We start from the raw sequence: 18,295 nt of genomic DNA, 5'->3' as shown, positions 1-18,295 counted from the left end.
CCCCGGGGTGTCCGTCCGCGTGTCAGCGACGGCTTGTCGGAGTCGGTGTTAGGGTGGGGTTCCGTGGGTCGGCAGGCCCCGACACGGACTCGGACCAGTGCCGAGGCCAGCACATGCCAAGCCCTGCCCGTCGTCACGGAGGTCGTCTTTGCCAGCGTTACGCAAACACCCGCAGACCGCCACGAAGCATCTCTTCGTCACCGGTGGCGTGGTGTCATCGCTCGGCAAGGGACTCACGGCGTCGAGCCTCGGCCAGCTGCTCACCGCGCGCGGCCTGCAGGTCACCATGCAGAAGCTCGATCCGTACCTCAACGTCGACCCCGGCACCATGAACCCGTTCCAGCACGGTGAGGTCTTCGTCACCGAGGACGGCGCCGAGACCGACCTGGACGTCGGGCACTACGAACGGTTCCTGGACCGCGACCTGTCCGGCTCGGCCAACGTGACGACCGGTCAGGTGTATTCGTCGGTCATCGCGAAGGAGCGCCGCGGCGAGTACCTCGGCGACACCGTGCAGGTGATTCCGCACATCACCGACGAGATCAAGCGCCGCATCCTCGACATGGCGGCCGCCGACAGTACCGGCAACCGGCCCGACGTGGTGATCACCGAGATCGGCGGCACCGTCGGTGACATCGAGTCGCTGCCGTTCCTCGAGGCCGCCCGGCAGGTACGCCATGAGGTGGGCCGCGAGAACTGCTTCTTCCTGCACTGCTCGCTGGTGCCGTTCATGGCGCCGTCGGGGGAGTTGAAGACCAAACCCACCCAGCACTCGGTCGCCGCACTGCGCAGCATCGGTATCACCCCGGACGCGCTGATCCTGCGCTGCGACCGCGACGTTCCCGAACCGCTGAAGAACAAGATCGCGCTGATGTGCGACGTCGACGTCGACGGGGTGATCTCCACCCCCGACGCGCCGTCGATCTACGACATCCCGAAGGTGCTGCACCGCGAGGAGCTCGACGCCTACGTGGTGCGCCGCCTGAACCTGCCGTTCCGCGACGTCGATTGGACGCAGTGGAACGACCTGCTCCACCGGGTTCACGAGCCCCGCGAGACGGTCCGAATCGCGTTGGTGGGCAAGTACATCGATCTCTCTGATGCCTACCTGTCGGTCGCCGAGGCGCTGCGCGCCGGCGGGTTCGCCCACCACGCCAGGGTGGAGATGCGCTGGGTGGCCTCCGATGACTGTGAGACCGACGCGGGGGCGGCCGCGGCCCTGGCCGAGATCGACGGCGTGCTGATCCCCGGCGGCTTCGGCATCCGCGGCATCGAGGGCAAGATCGGCGCCATCCGCTATGCGCGGCGGCGCGGCCTGCCGCTGCTGGGGCTGTGCCTGGGACTGCAGTGCATCGTGATCGAGGCTGCACGGTCGGTCGGACTGGCCGAGGCGAACTCGGCCGAGTTCGACCCCGCCACCCCCGACCCGGTGATCTCGACCATGGCCGACCAGCGCGACGCCGTCGCCGGGGAGGCCGATCTCGGCGGCACCATGCGCCTGGGCGCCTATCCCGCTGTGCTGCAGAAAGATTCGATCGTCGCCGACGCCTACGGCAGCACCGAGGTGTCGGAGCGCCACCGGCACCGCTACGAGGTCAACAACGCCTACCGCGACCGCATCGCCGCCAGCGGACTGCGATTCTCGGGTACCTCGCCCGACGGCCACCTCGTCGAGTTCGTCGAGTACCCACCCGATGTTCATCCGTTCATCGTCGGCACCCAGGCGCACCCGGAGCTCAAGAGCCGGCCCACCCGCCCGCATCCGCTGTTCACCGCCTTCATCGGCGCCGCGCTGGACTACAAGAACGCCGAGCGCCTACCGGTGGAGATCCCCGAGCACGCCGACATTTCCGCCAACGGCGCCGAGCACGCTCTCGAAGAGCTGCCGGCCCGTGGCTGACAGCGGTCCCGGTACGCACGACTTCGCCGTCGCGGACTCCGAGACGCTCTACGTCGGGAAGATCCTGGCGCTGCGCGCCGACGAGGTGCACATGCCCGGCGGCGCCACCGCGCGCCGCGAGATCGTCGAGCACTTCGGCGCGGTTGCGGTCGTCGCACTCGACGACGAGGCCAACCTCGTGCTGGTCCACCAGTACCGCCACGCCTTCGGCCGGCGACTGTGGGAGCTACCCGCCGGTCTGCTCGACGTCGGTGGGGAAGCCCCGCACCTGACGGCCTCCCGGGAACTCGCCGAGGAAGCGGGGCTCGCCGCGCAGCGCTGGCACACCCTGGTGGACCTGGACTCATCTCCGGGCTTCAGCGACGAGAGTGTGCGGGTGTTTCTGGCCACAGGCCTGAGCGAAGTCGGGCGGCCGGCGGCCGACCACGAAGAAGCCGACCTGGAGGTGCGGCGCGTCCCGCTGCGCGAGGCCGTCGACATGGTCTACGCCGGACAGATCGTCAACGCGATCGCCGTCGCCGGCGTCCTCGCCGCGCACGCCATGCCTGGACCCGACGGGCTGCGGTCGGTGGACGCGCCCTGGGCGGACCGGCCGACAGCCTTCGCACGCCGGAACGGTCATCCATGACCTCGACGTCGGTGCCGCTGGCCCTCGACACCCAGCTGCAGGGCTATCTCGACCACCTGGCGATCGAGCGCGGGGTGGCTGCCAACACACTGAGTTCCTATCGCCGTGACCTGCGCCGCTACGCCGAGCATCTGCGCGCCCGCGGTGTCGACGACCTGGCCGTGGTGACCGAGACCGACGTCAGCGACTTCCTGGTCATGCTGCGCCAAGGGGACGCGGACAACGGCGTGGTGCCGCTATCGGCGGTGTCGGCGGCACGGGCGTTGATCGCGGTTCGCGGCCTGCACCGCTTCGCCGCGGCCGAAGGAATCGCCGCGTTGGACGTCGCGCGGGAGGTCAAGCCGCCCACGCCAAGCCGGCGTCTGCCGAAGAGCCTGAGCATCGACGAGGTGCTCGCCCTGCTCGACGCCGCCGGCGGGGACAGTGAGGCCGACGGACCGCTGACCCTGCGCAACCGGGCGCTGCTGGAACTGCTGTATTCGACCGGGGCGCGCATCTCCGAGGCCGTCGGCCTGGACGTCGACGACGTCGACACGCACGCCCGCTCGGTGCTGCTGCGCGGCAAGGGCGGCAAGCAGCGGCTGATCCCGATCGGCCGCCCCGCGGTGGCCGCACTGGATGCCTATCTGGTCCGCGGCCGTCCCGACCTGGCCCGGCGCGGCCGGGGCACTCCGGCGATCTTCCTCAACGCCCGCGGCGGCCGGCTGTCGCGCCAGAGTGCCTGGCAGGTGCTACAGGACGCGGCCGAACGCGCCGGCATCACCGCCACCGTCTCCCCGCACGTGCTGCGCCACTCGTTCGCGACCCATCTGCTCGACGGGGGCGCCGATGTGCGCGTCGTACAGGAGCTGCTGGGCCACGCGTCGGTGACCACCACGCAGATCTACACCATGGTCACCGTCAGCGCGCTGCGCGAAGTGTGGGCCGGCGCGCACCCGCGGGCCCGCTAACGCCCGGCGAGGTATTGCGACTCCAACACCAGATCGGGCAGCAGCGACTGGTATTCCACGTGGGTCTTGTGCTCGACGGTGTCGAACAGCGCGCCCTGCTGCTCCCGCATGAAGGTGCGGTAGTCGGGTGCGCCGGGAAAGCGGACGTTGTCGGCGACGACGATCGTGCCGGCGTGCAACCAGCCCCGGTCCAGGATCGCGCGCAGATCCGACAGATAGGCCTTCTTGTCGTGGTCGATGAACACCAGGTCCACGGCACCCGGCCGGACGCCGTGATCACGGGCCAGCGCGTCGAGGGTGGTCCCGCCGTCGCCGATCGTGCCCACGACGCAGCTGACCCGGTCGTCGACGCCGGCGTGGGCCCAGATCCGCCGGGCCACCTCGGCGTTGGCGGCGGAGAACTCCACCGAGACCACCTGCGCGGCGGGTGCGGCGGCGGCGATGCGCAGCGCGCTGTACCCGCAATAGGTGCCCAGCTCCAGCGCCAGTGTGGGGGCGGCGCGACGCACCGCGGCGTCGAGCAGTCGGCCCTTCTCGTCGCCGATGTTGACCAGCATGGCCTCCTGATAGGCGAACCGGTCGATGGTGGCGAGCACGTCGGCGATGTCGCCGCGCGCCGCGTGGGATTCGACGTAGGCGGCGCAGGCGGCCTCCCGGCCGTCGCCGATCTGCCCGGTGCGGACGAAGGACGGCATGCCCGCGGCCAGCCGCAGCCACCGCCAACCCGGCAATCTCATGACCGTCAGCGTAGGCACGCGCCCCGGGCGATGCACCGGTTGCGCGTGATTGCCGGCGATGTTGCCTGCGGGTCTGCCTGACCAGCGCGATGCCGGCCGTTAAACTTGCCCGGATGTCCGTGACGCCCGAGGGATGCCTGACCAGCGACGGTCGCGCATGACCGACGACACGGGCAGCGACGACACCGCCCCGGCCCCGGGTCTGACCGGCCGGATCCCGCGCGAAATCCCCGAGCCGCCGACCCGCACCACCCACGGTCCGGCCAAGGTCATCGCCATGTGCAACCAGAAGGGCGGGGTCGGCAAGACCACGTCGACGATCAACCTGGGCGCCAGCCTGGCCGAGTACGGCCGCCGGGTACTGCTGGTCGACCTGGATCCGCAGGGCGCGCTGTCGGCCGGGCTGGGTGTGCCGCACTACGAGCTCGACAACACCGTCTACAACCTGCTCGTCGAACCCCGCGTCTCGATCGACCAGGTGCTGTTGACCACCCGGGTGCCGGGGCTGGATCTGGTGCCCAGCAACATCGACCTGTCAGCTGCCGAGATCCAATTGGTCAACGAGGTCGGCCGCGAGCAGTCGCTGGCCAGGGCGCTGTATCCGGTGCTGGACCGCTACGACTACGTGCTGATCGACTGCCAGCCGTCGTTGGGTCTGCTCACCGTCAACGGGCTCGCGTGCAGCGACGGTGTGATCATTCCCACCGAATGCGAGTACTTCTCGCTGCGCGGGCTTGCGCTGTTGACCGACACCGTCGACAAGGTGCACGACCGGCTGAACCCGAAGCTGGAGATCAGCGGGATCCTGATAACCCGGTACGACCCGCGCACCGTGAACTCCCGTGAAGTGATGTCCCGGGTGGTCGAGCGCTTCGGCGACCTGGTGTTCGACACCGTCGTCACCCGCACCGTGCGCTTCCCCGAGACCAGCGTGGCCGGCGAGCCCATCACCACGTGGGCGCCGAAATCCGCTGGTGCGCAAGCTTATCGGGCGTTGGCGCGCGAGGTCATCCACCGGTTCGGCGCGTGAGCGAGAAAGCCACCCCCGAGCAGCCCACCGACGCGCCGCAGACCGGCTTCCAAGTGCGGTTGAGCAATTTCGAGGGCCCGTTCGACCTGCTGCTGCAGCTGATCTTCGCCCACCGGATGGACGTGACCGAGGTGGCACTGCATCAGGTGACCGACGAGTTCATCGCCTACACCAAGCAGATCGGCTCGCAGCTGGGCCTCGATGAGACCACCTCGTTTTTGGTGGTCGCGGCCACCCTGCTGGATCTGAAGGCCGCGCGACTGCTGCCCGCCGGCGAGGTGCACGACGAGGACGACCTGGCCCTGCTGGAGGTCCGCGATCTGCTGTTCGCGCGGCTGCTGCAGTACCGCGCGTTCAAGCACGTCGCGGTGATGTTCGGTGAGCTCGAAGCCGCGGCGCTGCGCAGCTACCCGCGTGCGGTGTCCCTGGAGGACCGCTACTCCGAACTGCTGCCCGAGGTGATGCTCGGTGTGGACGCCGAGCGGTTCGCCCAGATCGCCGCCGCGGCGTTCACCCCGCGCCCGGTGCCGACGGTGGGCACCGACCACCTTCATCAGGTCGCGGTCTCGGTGCCCGAGCAGGCCGAGAAACTGCTCGGCCTGCTCGAGCGGCGCGGCATCGGGCAGTGGGCGTCGTTCTCGGAATTGGTCGCCGACTGTGCGGCCCCGATGGAGATCGTCGGCCGGTTCCTGGCGCTGCTCGAACTGTTCCGCACCCGGGCGGTAGCATTCGAGCAACCAGAAGCACTTGGTGTGCTCCAGATTTCGTGGACCGGTGAGCGGCCCAGCAGCCAACAGTTGGCGACCGCGGACGCGGAATAGAAAGACCCCATGACCGACGAACCCTCAGGACCGGCCGACGGCCCCGCTGCCGAAGGCGGCGAAACAGACTTCGAGCCCGAAACACCCGGCGCCGAGCTCGCCGACGCCGAGCTGGACAGCGTGCTGGAGGCGCTGCTGCTGGTCGTCGACACGCCCGTGAGCATCGACGCGCTGGCCAGTGCGACCGACCAACCTTGCGAGCGGGTCAGCGAGCGGATCCACCTGATGGCCAACGCGCTGGCCGACCGCGACAGCGGCATCGAACTGCGCGAAGCCGGCGGCGGCTGGCGGATGTACACCCGCGCCCAGTACGCGCCCTATGTCGAGAGGCTGCTGCTCGACGGCGCGCGCTCGAAGCTGACCCGCGCGGCGTTGGAGACCCTGGCGGTGGTGGCCTACCGTCAACCGGTGACCCGGGCCCGTGTCAGCGCGGTGCGCGGCGTGAACGTCGACGCGGTGATGCGTACCCTGGTCGCGCGCGGTCTGATCACCGAAGCCGGTACGGACCCCGATTCGGGTGCGGTCACCTTCGCAACCACCGAGTTGTTCCTGGAACGGCTCGGATTGTCGTCACTGACCGACCTGCCCGACATCGCGCCGTTGCTGCCGGATGTGGACGTGATCGACGATCTCAGCGAAAGTCTGGACGCCGAACCGCGCTTCATGAAGCTCAACGGGGCAGCGGCGGCGGAGACCCCGGCCGCCATCGATGTGGATCAGGACTGACAATGACCGACGATGACGGGGTGCGCCTGCAGAAAGTGTTGTCGCAGGCGGGAATTGCGTCTCGGCGGGTCGCCGAGAAGATGATCCGCGACGGACGGGTCGAGGTGGACGGGAAGATCGTCACCGAGCTGGGCACCCGGGTGGACCCGCAGCAGGTCCAGATCCGCGTCGACGGTGCGCGCATCGCGCTCGACGACTCGTTGGTGTACCTGGCGATCAACAAACCGCGGGGCATGCACTCGACGATGTCCGACGACCGCGGCCGGCCCTGCGTGGGCGAACTGGTCGAACACCGAGTCCGCGGGAACAAGAACCTGTTTCACGTCGGACGGCTGGACGCCGACACCGAGGGCCTGCTGCTGCTGACCAACGACGGCGAGCTGGCGCATCGATTGATGCACCCGTCGTTCGAGGTGCCCAAGACCTATCTGGCCACCGTGGCCGGTTCGGTGCCGCGCGGGCTCGGCCGCACTCTGCGCGCCGGGGTCGAACTCGACGACGGCCCGGTCACCGTCGACGATTTCGCCGTCGTCGACGCCGTGGCCGGCAAGTCCCTGGTGAAGGTCACCCTGCACGAGGGACGCAAGCACATCGTGCGACGGCTGCTGGCCCATGTCGGGTTCCCGGTTCAGGAGCTGGTGCGCACCGACATCGGCCCCGTGGCGCTCGGTGACCAGCGTCCGGGCAGCATCCGGGTGCTGACACAGAAGGAAATCGGGGAACTGTACAAGGTGGTAGGACTGTGAACCGAGCCCTGGTGGTGGCCATCGACGGACCGGCGGGTACGGGAAAGTCCACCGTGGCAAGGGGTTTGGCTACCGCGCTGGGTGCGAGCTATCTCGACACCGGAGCGATGTACCGGATCGTGACCCTCGGGGTGTTGCGTGGCGGTGTCGACCTCACCGACCCGGACGCCGTCGCGCGGGCCGCCGCCGAGGTCGAGGTGGCGGTGGGTCATGACCCGGCGCAGGACAAGTGTTATCTCGGTGGCGAGGACGTCTCGGCGGAGATCCGCGGCGACGCCGTCACCGCGGCGGTCTCGGCGGTCTCGGCGGTGCCCGAGGTGCGCCGCCGGCTGGTGGCGCTGCAGCGTGAGCTGGCCGGGGCCGAGGGTTGTGTGGTGGTCGAAGGACGGGACATCGGCACCGTCGTGTTGCCCGATGCCGAGGTGAAGATCTTCTTGACGGCCTCGGCGGAGGAGCGGGCCCGGCGGCGCAACGCGCAGAACATCAGCAACGGGTTGCCCGACGCCTACGACGCGGTGCTGGCCGACGTCCGACGGCGGGACCACCTGGATTCCACCCGCGCGGTGTCGCCGCTGCGTGCGGCCGACGACGCGGTGGTCGTCGACACCAGCGACATGAGCCAGGCCGAGGTGATCGCCCATCTGACCGGGCTGGTCGAACAGAAGGCAGGTGCAGCGCGATGACCGACGACGCCGACGGCACCTGGGTAGACGAAAGCGACTGGGAACTGGGCGCCGAACAGGTCGCCGACGCGGTCGAGGAGGCTTCCGCGCCGCCGCCGGTGGTGGCGGTGGTCGGGCGGCCCAACGTCGGGAAGTCCACGCTGGTCAACCGGATCCTCGGGCGCCGCGAAGCCGTGGTGCAGGACGTCCCCGGGGTGACCCGCGATCGGGTGTCCTATGACGCGTCCTGGTCGGGGCGCCGGTTCGTCGTCCAGGACACCGGCGGATGGGAACCCGACGCCAAGGGTTTGCAGCAACTGGTGGCCGAGCAGGCATCGGTGGCGATGCGCACCGCCGACGCGGTGATCTTCGTCGTCGACAACGTCACCGGCGCCACCACCGCCGACGAGGCCGCCGCCAAGATTCTGCAGCGCTCCGGCAAGCCGGTGTTCCTGGCCGCCAACAAGGTCGACAACGAGCGCGGCGAGGCCGACGCCGCGTCGCTGTGGTCGCTGGGGCTGGGCCAGCCGCACCCGATCAGTGCCATGCACGGCCGCGGGGTGGCCGACCTGCTCGACAACGTCCTCGAGGCGCTGCCCGCGGTCTCGGAGGTCGCCGGGGGATCGGGCGGTCCGCGTCGGGTGGCGCTGGTCGGCAAGCCCAACGTCGGCAAGTCCTCGCTGCTCAACCGGCTCTCCGGCGACGAACGGTCCGTGGTGCACGACGTCGCCGGCACCACTGTGGATCCCGTCGACTCGCTGATCGAGATGGAGGGCCGGCTGTGGCGCTTCGTCGACACCGCGGGTCTGCGCCGCAAGGTGGGCCAGGCCAGCGGGCACGAGTTCTACGCCTCGGTGCGCACCCACTCCGCGATCGACTCCGCCGAGGTGGCGATCGTGCTGATCGACGCGTCGCAGCCGCTGACCGAACAGGACCAGCGGGTGCTGGGCATGGTGATCGAAGCCGGCCGCGCACTGGTGGTGGCGTTCAACAAGTGGGACCTGGTCGACGAGGACCGCCGCTATCTGCTCGACCGCGAGATCGATCTGCAGTTGGCGCAGGTGCAGTGGGCGCCGCGGGTCAACATCTCGGCCAAGACCGGCCGAGCGGTGCAGAAGCTGGTGCCAGCGCTGGAGACGGCGCTGCAGTCGTGGGACAGCCGCATCTCGACCGGCCGGCTGAACACCTTCTTCAAGGAGATCGTCGCCGCGACACCGCCGCCCGTGCGCGGGGGCAAGCAGCCGCGGATCCTGTTCGCCACCCAGGCCACCACGCGGCCACCGACGTTCGTGTTGTTCACCAGCGGGTTCCTGGAGGCGGGGTATCGCCGCTTCCTGGAACGGCGGCTGCGGGAGACGTTCGGCTTCGAGGGCAGCCCCATCAGGATCAACGTCCGGGTGCGCGAGAAGCGCGGCCACCGTTCCCGGTGATTTCGGCGTGATTCGCGTCGGTCAGCGTCGATAACCACGCCCAAATCGCTCGGATAGGGTGCCCGAGTGCCCGTTGTCGACATGCTGTTGATCGCGTTGGCCGGTGTCGGCGCGGGTGCCATCAACGCGCTGGTCGGCTCCGGCACCCTGATCACCTTCCCGACCCTGGTCACCCTGGGCTATCCACCGGTCACCGCGACGATGTCGAATGCGGTCGGGCTGGTCGCCGGCGGGATCTCGGGGACCTGGGGATACCGGCGCGAGCTGCGCGGCCAATGGGATCGGTTGCGCTGGCAGCTGCCCGCGTCGTTCATCGGCGCCGGCTTCGGCGCCTGGCTGCTCCTGCACCTGCCCGAGCGGGTGTTCGTCACCGTCGTGCCGGTGCTGCTGGTGGCCGCGCTGGTGCTGGTGGTGATCGGGCCGCGTATCCAGAGCTGGGCGCGCAGCCGCGCCGAGGCCGCCGGCCGGTCCGCCGACCACGTCTCGGCGGCGCGGATGACCGCGCTGGTGGCGGCAACGTTCGCGGTCGGGGTGTACGGCGGCTACTTCACCGCGGCGCAGGGGATTCTGCTCATCGCCGCGATGGGTGCGCTGCTGCCCGAGGACATGCAGCGAATGAACGCGGCGAAGAACCTGCTGTCGCTGGTGGTCAACGTGGTGGCGGCGGTGGCCTACACGGTGGTGGCGTTCGACCGGATCAGCTGGGCCGCGGCCGGGCTGATCGCGGTGGGTTCGCTGATCGGGGGATTCCTCGGTGCGCACTACGGCCGCCGGCTCTCGCCGGCCGTGCTGCGCGCCGTGATCGTGGTGGTGGGACTGATTGGGCTCTACCGGTTGTTGACCGTGTAGTCTGACCGGGGTTTACGAACTTCAGACGTTGGGACTGTCGATGGTTGATTGCGTGGTGGTGACACCGGCGCCGTCCGACGTGTCCGCGCTGCAGCCGTTCTGGCCCTCCCGCCGCTTGATGGCGTTCGACGAATGGTGTTGTCCGCGTCCCTGACGCGTACCCATCCGTTCAACTGTGGTCGCCTCGCGGTGACCCTGCCTCCTGAAAGCAGCCATGCGTTCGCTTCTCATCTTCACGCTCGTCGGTGCCGGTGCTCAGCTCGTCGACGGGGCCCTGGGAATGGCGTTCGGGATCACCGCGACGACGCTGCTGGTGCTCTCCAGCGTCGGCGCGGCGCAGGCCAGCGCCGCGGTCCATCTCGCCGAAGTGGGCACCACCTTCGCATCGGGCTTGTCGCACTGGAAGTTCCAGAACATCGACTGGCGGTTGGTGCTCAAGCTCGGTGGGCCGGGTGCGGTCGGGGCGTTCCTCGGCGCGACGGTGCTGTCGTCGCTGGCCACCGAGCACGCCACCCCGCTGATGGCCGCGATCCTGATGTGCATCGGCACCTATGTGCTCCTGCGGTTCTCGCTGCGCACCCCGTTGACGTTCGGTGCGCGGGGCACCAGCCACAGCGCGAAGTTCCTGGCCCCGCTGGGCCTGTTCGGCGGTTTCATCGACGCCTCCGGTGGTGGCGGTTGGGGACCGGTGACGACGAGCACGCTGCTCTCCCAGGGCAAGACCGCACCTCGGACGGTGATCGGGTCGGTCAGCGCGTCGGAGTTCCTGGTCGCGGTGTCGGCGTCGGCCGGATTCCTGATCGGGTTGCGCGAGGAGTTCCTGGCGAACTGGCCGGTGGTGGTCGGGCTGATGGTCGGCGGCGTGGTCGCCGCTCCGTTCGCGGCCTGGCTGGTCAGCCGGGTCAGCCCGGCGCTGCTGGGCAGCGCGGTCGGCGGGGTCATCGTGTTGACCAACAGCCAGAAGCTGGTGCACTTCTTCGACATCCACTGGCCGTGGTCGACGGTGATCTACTCGCTGATCGTGGTGGTGTGGCTGTCGCTGCTGGGCTACGCGTGGCGGGTCTCGCGGGCGCCGCGGTTCGCGCCGGAGGACCAGCCGGTCAGCGAGCCGGAGTCAAAATCGGTCCCGCGCTGACTCCTGCTCCAAAACCGCGTCGAGATCGCCGAGCCGCTCCATCGACGACACTGCGCGCCGGGTGCGCATGTTCTTGGCCAGCCGGTCCCGGTGGCGGTGGGTGAAGGCCCAGTAGCCGGCGGTGAACGGGCACGCGTCGTCGCCGAGGCGCTTCTTCGGGTCGAAGGCGCAGTCCCCGCAGTGGTCGCTCATCTTGGCGATGTAGGCGCCGCCGGAGGTGTAGGGCTTGGTGGCCAGCAGGCCGCCGTCGGCGTGCTGGCTCATCCCGATGACGTTGGTCGGCATCACCCAACGGAACCCGTCGACGAAGGCGGTGGCGAACCACTCGGTGAGCTCGTCGGGGCGGTAGCCGCGCTGCAGCGCATGGCTGCCCAGGATCATCAGGCGCTGGATGTGGTGGGTCCAGCCGCGGTCGTGCACGCCTTGGAGCGCGTGGTGCAGGCAGTTGGCGGTGACGGCATCTGCGTCGAGGTCGGTCCACCACTTCGGTAGCTTCGTGCGGGCGTCGAGCGCATTGTTCTTGCGGTAGTCCGGGCCGAAGTGCCAGTACAGGTGCCACATGTATTCGCGCCAGCCCAGGATCTGGCGGATGAACCCCTCGACGGCGGACAGCGGGGCCCTGTTGTCCCGGTAGGCCGCCTCGGCGGCCTCGACCGCGTCGAGGGGGTGCAGCACCCCGAGGTTGAGCGGCACCGACAGCAGCGAATGCGACATCGCCCAGTCCTGGCTCATCATCGCGTCCTCGAAGCGGCCGAACAGGTCGAGGCGGTGATCGATGAAGCGTCTGAGGGCGCGCTTGGCCTCGGCGGGGGTGACGGCGAACAGCCGGGGCCCGTCGGCGCCGACGGTGTCGAGGTTCATCGTGTCGAGGTCGCGGCGGACCTGCGCGTCGATGTCGTCCTCGCGGGGCTTGTACGGCGCGGGCACGTCGAGCCGGGACTGCTTCTTCGGCGGCGGTTCGCGGTTGTCTTCGTCGTAGTTCCACCGGTTGCCGACGGGTTCCGCGCCGTTCATCAGGACGCCGAAGCGGCGGCGCTGGTCGCGGTAGAAGTCCTCCATCCGGAACCGGGTGCGGTTGCCGGCCCAGGTTTCGAAGTCGGCGCGCGGCAGCGCGAACGTGGGCGTGGGCAGGACCTCGGCGACCAGCCCCCGCTCGTGGAGTCGGTGGACGAACCTCTCCGCCGCGTGGGAGGTCGGCTGGTGGACCAGGACGGGACGTTTCACGCGCTCGAGGCCGTCGGTGTAGGTGTCGGCTTTGATCAGGGTGGCGCGGTCGCCGAGGTCGCGTTCGGCGTGGCGCAGCGCCGAGAGGATCAGGTGCAGCTTCTGGCGGTGGTAGCGGCGCTTGGCCAGTGCCGACGTCGCCTCGATCAGCACGACGTCGCGGTGCGCGTGTTCACCGCCGTGCACCGCGGGGCCGAGCTGGTCGGCGAACAGCCACAGCGGGGTGTCGTCGCGCGTCGTGGTCACCCGCCAGAAGTACCCACCCGCGGGACCGGCGACGCGGTTGGGATTCGGAGGAGAGCCTGCGGTAGAGTTTCGTCCGCCTACCGGCGATCCCGGAGGCACCGCGGGCTGTGGCGCAGCTTGGTAGCGCACTTGACTGGGGGTCAAGTGGTCGCAGGTTCAAATCCTGTCAGCCCGACAACGAAAAACCCGCTCTGGCCAGTGTCGGAGCGGGTTTTCTGTTTCGGTGGTTTCGTTTGATTTTGAGCCAATGGGCCAGCAGTGTCCCAAGGGAGTTCTAGCGGGCCAGACCTATCCGAAGAGGGCGGCGCCGGCAGCGCGCAGGTCGTCCCGCTGGGCGTCGGAGTAGATCGACAGCGAGACTGCCGGATCGTGGCCGTGCCACGCTGCCACGACGTGCACCGGCAAACCGCCGGCCAGCATCAGGCTGACGCTGGTGTTGCGTAGTCCCTTGAGGTGGATGCGGCGTAGACCGGCGCGCTGGCGGAGGCGTTGGAATTCGTCTGAGTACCACTCGTGGCGGATCGGGGAGCCGTCCTCGCGTACCGCGACCAGACCGTCGTCCGACCACGGAATGCCGAAGGCTTTGGCTTCGTCTTGCTGGCGCGTCTTGAGGTCTTCCAGCGCGCTCGCCAGCTCGGCGGGCAGCGGTAGTTCCCGAAGGCTACGGCGGGACTTTGGCATTCCCTCGATGGTCTCTTTGCCGACCGCGACGCGGCTGCGGCGGATCGACAACGTGTCGCCTTCAAGTGCAGACCACCGGATACCGAGGACCTCGGAGCGGCGAAGCCCGTAGCAGCTCAGGAGCCAGCAGGCGAATAATCTGTCGTTGCGTATCGAGACGCGGAACTTCTGGACCTCGGCGGGAGTCCAGGATTTCGAGGTCTCGGGCTTGTCCTCAATGAGTTCATCGGCCGGGCGCTCTACGAGCGCGACAACGTTTCGCGGGAGTGCGCCCTGGTCGACGAAAGACTGAACGACCATTCCGAAGGTGGTCAGTGTCGAGCGGACAGTTACGGGTTTGACCCCGCGCACAGACGACCCCTCTGGCTTCGCTGTATTGATGGCGTAGACGCCTCGGCGAAGCCGGGTGACGCGACTGGCTCGGAGCAGACCTGCCAAGCAGGTGTGGACGTCCTCACCGGGGTAGGCAGCCGCGAGGCTTGCTGCGGAGATGCCCTCGGGGTGTTTCGCGATCTGTTCCGTGACGCGTCCCGCCAGACTGCCCGGGCGGGATCGCTTTCGTGAGCTGCGGCCCTGTGTGAGCATCCAGTCAACCAGCGCATCGCCGTCGGCTTTGGTGAGCTGCTGCAGCTTCTTGTTGCCCAGGAATCGGCGTACTGCGGCGAGGTCGTGGGTGTAGCCCTGGAGGGTCACGCTACGGACCCCGCGGCGTCCAGCCAGCCATTCGTCGCACGCTCCAGCGACAGTAATGACTGATCTCTTTGTATATTGACCTGCGGCGACTTCCGTTGTGATGCGACGGTATTCGCGCTTCGCCTCAGCCAAAGTTCGGTAGGTAAACCGGCGGCGATCCCGACTGCCGTCAGGCTTGCTGCCGACGTCTGCACGAAACTCGTAGGTGACCAAGCCGTTCTTCGAAGATCTCTTGGTGATCGGCTCTGCGCGGCGCGTGCGCTTGACCGGCTGTGCTTCGCCATCGACGTGGCCGGCGGTTTCGGGGCTCACCGCGAATCCTCCTGCCGTTGGAGTCTGCCAGACCGTTGGACGCGGGAGACGTCACGTCTCGTCGGCCGCGGAGGCAACACGAGGCGAGCTTCCGCTGCGGGTAAGCACAGGGCTTTGGACTGGGTCATGCTGCGACGAGCTCGCGAAGTTCTGAAGTGACGATATAGATGCGGCCGCCGAGGCGCCGGGACGGCAGTTCTCCTGTGGCCGCGAGACGGTACGCCGACGCGCGGCTGATACCCAGTAGCTCGGCCGCCTGGGGAACAGGGAGAAGTAGCGGGAGTGCATCAAAACTTTTGCTATTCACTGTGATTCACCTCCTCGCTATCCATCCGACAGTGATGCTCGCGACCCGTCCCGTTTGACGGGTCGCGTCGGCTTTGTGTCGATGGATTGGAGAGTATGGGAATCCCGGACGAACCGTCCACCACGATCGCCCACTTAGCTCGAAAGATCCTTAAAAGCAGTCAAATTCGCCATCTGTCCGCATCGAGCGCGGACAGGTGGGGACAGTGCGCAGCTTGGTTTACGTCCATGGGCAGATGCACCGAGTGACGGCCGAAGGCGGTCGGGCCACGTCGACGCTGCTTGACGTCGGACTGTCGTGTGCGCAGGCGGGCCGGCGCTATACCTCTGCTAAAGAGGCTGCGCGGAATCACCGCTGTCAGCGGTGCGCAGGCCTTCTCCGGATTCGTTATGGGAGTCGAGGAGCCGACTGGCCGGTACGCCGAGCGCATCAGCGATGTCGAACAGCCGCTCATAGAGCAATCCTCGTCGACCATGTTCGACGGCGAGCAGCACATTGCGAGTGACGCCCGACTGCAGGGCAAGCGCCTCCTGCGTCAGCCCGCAGGAAATGCGCAGCCTACGGATATTATCGCCCACAGTACGACGGTGCGCCGCCCATGCCGAGACCCGCTCAGGATCATTCTGGCTGGGTCGCGTAGGCACGTTACCCAGTAACGGGTGCTCAAGGTTCGAGCACTGCCCTACTAGTAGTACATTGCCGAAGTGTGACCGAGAGCAACGACAGGCCAGATGATGACTCGGCGTCGCCGCTGGGACTTCAGATCCTCGAAGAGCTGCGCATACATCTGCTTCAGTGCCAGCTGGTGCTGATTTCACTGGCCGATGAGGTCGATCTGAACTTCGAAGAGTGCATTGCTGGCCTGACCGCAGTCCGCGATCTAGTTGGGCATGCGTCGGGCGCTGCGAGCCTACTGTCGCAGAACGCCGCGCTCGATTCCTCGTGGTCCATAGGTCCGTCGAGGCCGAAGGCCATTTACGCCCGGCACACTGCTGCCGTCAACGCGGGTGCGTCGCGTCTGACTCCGACTTCGAGTCTGATCGACACAGTGGAGGCTCGGCTTGAGCGGCTCCCGCATTCCGACCTGTCGCAGAATTACTCTGGGTCTCGGCCGGTCTGCACCGGCTATGTGGCAAAAACTGGCAAGCGCTGCACCAACACTGCCATCTATCTTGGTGCGGGATCTTTTGCGCAACATTGCTATTCGCACTGCACGCCCGGTGAACGCCAACGCTATCGCGAGCATCAAGACCGCCAGAACCAGGCTCTTGAAGAGTCGTGGTTACAACGGCAGGAGCTATTGCAGTGCATTGGACGAAACATCATTGACGAGTGGGTTCAGAATCGAACACAGCCACCGCCATGGTTGATAGAGCTGGTCGACATGCCGTAGGCGACCACCGCAATCCGTAGCGAGCGGGAACTTCGGCAGCGACTCACGAAGGTCTGCGATATCGGGTGGGTCGTCTAATTCTCGGCTTCACCGATTTGGTCCTGGAAATCCGCATCTAGGGATTCCCAAGCATCAACTTCGCCTGGAGGTAGCGGCTCATCGAAGTCAGCCTGGACACGCAGGCCGGGAAGCTGACCGAAGCGGCGTCGCGGAGTAGGCAGAGGACGTCCGGACCCATTGTCGCCGCCACCCTCGCTTGCCATCGTTCTACGATAGGCACCGCCGTTAAGCCGTCAAACCCAAACGAGCAGGATTCGCTGGGTGTATCGCACTCTGTTGCGCCGCCGTCTCGTCGCGTCCTACGCAGCCGGTGTGCCACTGACGGGCTTGTTGCATACGGCGCCATATCGTCGTCCGGTGTTGCAGCCACTGGGCTGAGGGAAGGTTTGGGAGCGTCACCGGATCCGCGTATAAACCTGACACTGGCTGGCTCAGATATGAAAAAGTATAAAGGCGGTAACGTGCGGCGATTGTGTCGTGCCATCGTCAACGCTTGGGCGGCAAGGCTTTTGTCCACTCTTGCTTTTCGTTGAGGTTGTCAGTCCATGTCACGGTGACTTGATCGCTGACGCCCCAGGCGTTCAGACCCGTGAACTGGACCTCCTGAAATGCCGGCACTTCGACTTCCCGAATCGGTCCTCGAAGTACAGCGTCCCCCGAAATCTTGACGTCGTCTTGTGGGTACTGAGTGCGATTCACCAGCGCATACTTGGAACCGTTAACGTGCTCCAGGCTCCATGTAGGTCCGGGTACAAGAACCGGCTCGGATTCGGCGCTTGATGCGCTTGCCCAATCCCGGATCGCAGAAGCGACTTCCTCGACCGCCTTGGCTGACCGCTCGGATGCAGAAACGGTTCGCCGCTTCAGTTCCTCTGCGTCTTCGGCTGACCTCTTGGATCGCCGCTCTGAGACGTATGCCCTTATAGCGATGACGATGGACACGATGACTGCTGCCCACGAGGCGAGTGCTCCCCAGTCCATGAAGTTAACCCGTCATCAAAGTGCATAGGTTTTCCACCGCTCCGAGCCGATCGCAGACTTCGACCGTGCCCGCGAGCACCAGGAGCAGCACAAAGGCGATCTGGAACCTCAAGGCTCTCTTGAGTCGGTTTGCCCGATTCTGGTTCTCTGGACGAACACTCTTGATGAATTCGACGTCTCGGATAGCGGCGATCCGTCCCGCTTCGCTGTCGGACACTCCCCACTTGTCTCCGACCATCAAGTCCAAAGTGCTGTCAGCGGTCAGCATGTATTCGCTCGTTCCTGCTTGAACCCGAGCAGCAAAGATGACCGATACGACAAAGGTGCCGACAGCGATCAAAGTGACGAATGCCGTAATAGGGGAGACGTGGAGCGGCATTGACCGCCCGATAGTGAAGGTGGCGATCGCGGCGGCAGCCGTCAGAAGTGCCAAGTCTGTCCGCAGGATCAACGCGCCGCGACCCTCAAGCGTTTTCATCCGATCGAACTCAAGATCCCGGAGACCTGCTATGTGCTCGGAGAAGACCCCGCCGGTTCGGTCACCATCTGCCACAGCCTTGTCACCTGTCGTCGGGCGGCGGGCCACAGCTACCAGTTAATGCCTGGCTGCAACCCCAGTCGGTAAAGGCCGCTTCGTCGGGCTGTCCTTGTGCGGTGTCCGAGATGATGACTTCAATCTTGTCACCGCCTTCGCCTGGTATCACGACGACTTCCGCTTATCGTTCGGATCGTCGTCGCTGCGGGTAAACAGCTCGCTGCTACCCCAGTCATCGAAGGGAGGGTC

Annotated in this window: 20 protein-coding genes and 1 tRNA gene; 13 read left to right on the top strand and 8 right to left on the bottom strand. The window is 67.2% G+C overall.

The window, feature by feature from the left end; all coding sequences use genetic code 11:
• Nucleotides 1–148: 148 nt before the first annotated feature.
• The 3 genes from pyrG to xerD are packed head-to-tail and all read left to right on the top strand — an operon-like array spanning nt 149 to nt 3,478.
• On the top strand, nt 149–1,900 hold the full coding sequence (pyrG, locus tag G6N31_RS07090; protein ID WP_098006161.1) for a CTP synthase: 1,752 nt from the start codon (nt 149–151) through the stop codon (nt 1,898–1,900).
• Entirely contained in the window at nt 1,893–2,528 is a 636-nt protein-coding gene (locus G6N31_RS07085; protein WP_234815480.1) for an NUDIX domain-containing protein, read from the top strand. The genes pyrG and G6N31_RS07085 overlap by 8 nt, the downstream gene beginning before the upstream one ends.
• Nucleotides 2,525–3,478: a site-specific tyrosine recombinase XerD gene (gene xerD, locus G6N31_RS07080; protein WP_098006159.1), complete on the top strand. Its 954-nt coding sequence runs from the start codon at nt 2,525–2,527 to the stop codon at nt 3,476–3,478. The genes G6N31_RS07085 and xerD overlap by 4 nt, the downstream gene beginning before the upstream one ends.
• Here the strand turns inward: xerD and G6N31_RS07075 are convergent.
• Nucleotides 3,475–4,215 (bottom strand): O-methyltransferase, encoded by a 741-nt coding sequence (locus tag G6N31_RS07075; protein WP_098006158.1) that lies wholly within the window; start codon nt 4,213–4,215, stop codon nt 3,475–3,477. The genes xerD and G6N31_RS07075 overlap by 4 nt on opposite strands.
• Nucleotides 4,216–4,372: 157 nt before the next feature.
• On the opposite strand from G6N31_RS07075, the gene G6N31_RS07070 reads away from it, so the two are divergent.
• The 7 genes from G6N31_RS07070 to G6N31_RS07040 all read left to right on the top strand — a co-directional run bounded on the left by G6N31_RS07070 (nt 4,373) and on the right by G6N31_RS07040 (nt 10,479).
• Nucleotides 4,373–5,245 carry a ParA family protein gene (locus G6N31_RS07070; RefSeq protein ID WP_098006156.1) on the top strand — a complete coding sequence of 291 codons (873 nt, stop codon included), beginning with the start codon at nt 4,373–4,375 and terminating at the stop codon, nt 5,243–5,245.
• Nucleotides 5,242–6,066 carry a segregation/condensation protein A gene (locus G6N31_RS07065; RefSeq protein ID WP_098006154.1) on the top strand — a complete coding sequence of 275 codons (825 nt, stop codon included), beginning with the start codon at nt 5,242–5,244 and terminating at the stop codon, nt 6,064–6,066. The genes G6N31_RS07070 and G6N31_RS07065 overlap by 4 nt, the downstream gene beginning before the upstream one ends.
• Nucleotides 6,067–6,075: 9 nt before the next feature.
• On the top strand, nt 6,076–6,792 hold the full coding sequence (gene scpB / locus G6N31_RS07060) for an SMC-Scp complex subunit ScpB (RefSeq protein WP_098006152.1): 717 nt from the start codon (nt 6,076–6,078) through the stop codon (nt 6,790–6,792).
• Between the two features lie 2 nt (nt 6,793–6,794).
• Nucleotides 6,795–7,538, top strand: a complete 744-nt coding sequence (locus G6N31_RS07055; protein WP_098006149.1) for a pseudouridine synthase — start codon at nt 6,795–6,797, stop codon at nt 7,536–7,538.
• Nucleotides 7,535–8,221, top strand: a complete 687-nt coding sequence (cmk, locus tag G6N31_RS07050) for a (d)CMP kinase (RefSeq protein WP_098006147.1) — start codon at nt 7,535–7,537, stop codon at nt 8,219–8,221. Before G6N31_RS07055 ends, cmk begins: the two co-directional genes overlap by 4 nt.
• On the top strand, nt 8,218–9,630 hold the full coding sequence (der, locus tag G6N31_RS07045) for a ribosome biogenesis GTPase Der (protein WP_098006145.1): 1,413 nt from the start codon (nt 8,218–8,220) through the stop codon (nt 9,628–9,630). Before cmk ends, der begins: the two co-directional genes overlap by 4 nt.
• A gap of 81 nt (nt 9,631–9,711) precedes the next feature.
• Nucleotides 9,712–10,479, top strand: coding sequence for a sulfite exporter TauE/SafE family protein (locus G6N31_RS07040; RefSeq protein WP_098006143.1), 768 nt, complete (start codon nt 9,712–9,714; stop codon nt 10,477–10,479).
• 21 nt (nt 10,480–10,500) lie between these two features.
• Here the strand turns inward: G6N31_RS07040 and G6N31_RS07035 are convergent, their stop codons facing one another.
• The gene (locus G6N31_RS07035) at nt 10,501–10,644 is read right to left on the bottom strand and encodes a hypothetical protein (RefSeq protein WP_163722080.1); all 144 of its coding nucleotides are present in this window, start codon (nt 10,642–10,644) and stop codon (nt 10,501–10,503) included.
• Between the two features lie 49 nt (nt 10,645–10,693).
• Here G6N31_RS07035 and G6N31_RS07030 point away from each other — a divergent pair, with 49 nt between their 5' ends.
• Nucleotides 10,694–11,614, top strand: coding sequence for a sulfite exporter TauE/SafE family protein (locus G6N31_RS07030; protein ID WP_098006140.1), 921 nt, complete (start codon nt 10,694–10,696; stop codon nt 11,612–11,614).
• Here the strand turns inward: G6N31_RS07030 and G6N31_RS07025 are convergent.
• Nucleotides 11,594–13,084, bottom strand: a complete 1,491-nt coding sequence (locus G6N31_RS07025) for a cryptochrome/photolyase family protein (RefSeq protein ID WP_098006138.1) — start codon at nt 13,082–13,084, stop codon at nt 11,594–11,596. The two genes, G6N31_RS07030 and G6N31_RS07025, sit on opposite strands and share 21 nt — an antisense overlap.
• A 101-nt stretch (nt 13,085–13,185) precedes the next feature.
• On the opposite strand from G6N31_RS07025, the gene G6N31_RS07020 reads away from it, so the two are divergent.
• Nucleotides 13,186–13,259: transfer RNA gene (locus tag G6N31_RS07020), tRNA-Pro, on the top strand.
• Between the two features lie 113 nt (nt 13,260–13,372).
• On the opposite strand, the gene G6N31_RS27340 is transcribed toward G6N31_RS07020, so the two are convergent.
• From G6N31_RS27340 to G6N31_RS07005, 3 genes are all read right to left on the bottom strand, one after another.
• Nucleotides 13,373–14,770 carry a site-specific integrase gene (locus G6N31_RS27340; RefSeq protein WP_011780472.1) on the bottom strand — a complete coding sequence of 466 codons (1,398 nt, stop codon included), beginning with the start codon at nt 14,768–14,770 and terminating at the stop codon, nt 13,373–13,375.
• A gap of 124 nt (nt 14,771–14,894) precedes the next feature.
• Complete coding sequence (locus G6N31_RS07010) at nt 14,895–15,077, bottom strand: helix-turn-helix domain-containing protein (RefSeq protein ID WP_083767272.1); 183 nt, start codon at nt 15,075–15,077, stop codon at nt 14,895–14,897.
• A 329-nt stretch (nt 15,078–15,406) separates the two neighbouring features.
• Nucleotides 15,407–15,721, bottom strand: coding sequence for a helix-turn-helix domain-containing protein (locus tag G6N31_RS07005; RefSeq protein WP_011780471.1), 315 nt, complete (start codon nt 15,719–15,721; stop codon nt 15,407–15,409).
• A gap of 62 nt (nt 15,722–15,783) precedes the next feature.
• Between G6N31_RS07005 and G6N31_RS07000 the strand changes: the two genes are divergently transcribed.
• Nucleotides 15,784–16,470 carry a hypothetical protein gene (locus G6N31_RS07000; protein ID WP_133117728.1) on the top strand — a complete coding sequence of 229 codons (687 nt, stop codon included), beginning with the start codon at nt 15,784–15,786 and terminating at the stop codon, nt 16,468–16,470.
• Nucleotides 16,471–17,016: 546 nt separating this feature from the next.
• On the opposite strand, the gene G6N31_RS06995 is transcribed toward G6N31_RS07000, so the two are convergent.
• Together G6N31_RS06995 and G6N31_RS06990 are read right to left on the bottom strand one after the other, a co-directional pair.
• Nucleotides 17,017–17,472 carry a hypothetical protein gene (locus G6N31_RS06995; protein WP_133117727.1) on the bottom strand — a complete coding sequence of 152 codons (456 nt, stop codon included), beginning with the start codon at nt 17,470–17,472 and terminating at the stop codon, nt 17,017–17,019.
• A 43-nt stretch (nt 17,473–17,515) separates the two neighbouring features.
• A complete protein-coding gene (locus G6N31_RS06990) occupies nt 17,516–18,097 on the bottom strand; it encodes a hypothetical protein (RefSeq protein ID WP_011780467.1) in 582 nt (193 codons plus the stop codon).
• Nucleotides 18,098–18,295: the final 198 nt, after the last annotated feature.

It is taken from the genome of Mycolicibacterium duvalii, assembly GCF_010726645.1.
GTDB lineage: Bacteria > Actinomycetota > Actinomycetes > Mycobacteriales > Mycobacteriaceae > Mycobacterium > Mycobacterium duvalii.
Note: the sequence above shows the minus strand (reverse complement) of the source record. Positions and strands in the feature narration are given on the sequence as shown.

What these genes read in the sequence shown, in the direction of transcription:
- xerD (WP_098006159.1), top strand. Translation starts at nt 2,525, where the DNA reads ATGACCTCGACGTCGGTGCCGCTGGCCCTCGACACCCAGCTGCAGGGC.
- G6N31_RS07075 (WP_098006158.1), bottom strand. Translation starts at nt 4,215, where the DNA reads ATGAGATTGCCGGGTTGGCGGTGGCTGCGGCTGGCCGCGGGCATGCCG.
- G6N31_RS07070 (WP_098006156.1), top strand. Translation starts at nt 4,373, where the DNA reads ATGACCGACGACACGGGCAGCGACGACACCGCCCCGGCCCCGGGTCTG.
- scpB (WP_098006152.1), top strand. Translation starts at nt 6,076, where the DNA reads ATGACCGACGAACCCTCAGGACCGGCCGACGGCCCCGCTGCCGAAGGC.
- G6N31_RS07055 (WP_098006149.1), top strand. Translation starts at nt 6,795, where the DNA reads ATGACCGACGATGACGGGGTGCGCCTGCAGAAAGTGTTGTCGCAGGCG.
- der (WP_098006145.1), top strand. Translation starts at nt 8,218, where the DNA reads ATGACCGACGACGCCGACGGCACCTGGGTAGACGAAAGCGACTGGGAA.
- G6N31_RS07040 (WP_098006143.1), top strand. Translation starts at nt 9,712, where the DNA reads ATGCTGTTGATCGCGTTGGCCGGTGTCGGCGCGGGTGCCATCAACGCG.
- G6N31_RS07035 (WP_163722080.1), bottom strand. Translation starts at nt 10,644, where the DNA reads ATGGGTACGCGTCAGGGACGCGGACAACACCATTCGTCGAACGCCATC.
- G6N31_RS07030 (WP_098006140.1), top strand. Translation starts at nt 10,694, where the DNA reads ATGCGTTCGCTTCTCATCTTCACGCTCGTCGGTGCCGGTGCTCAGCTC.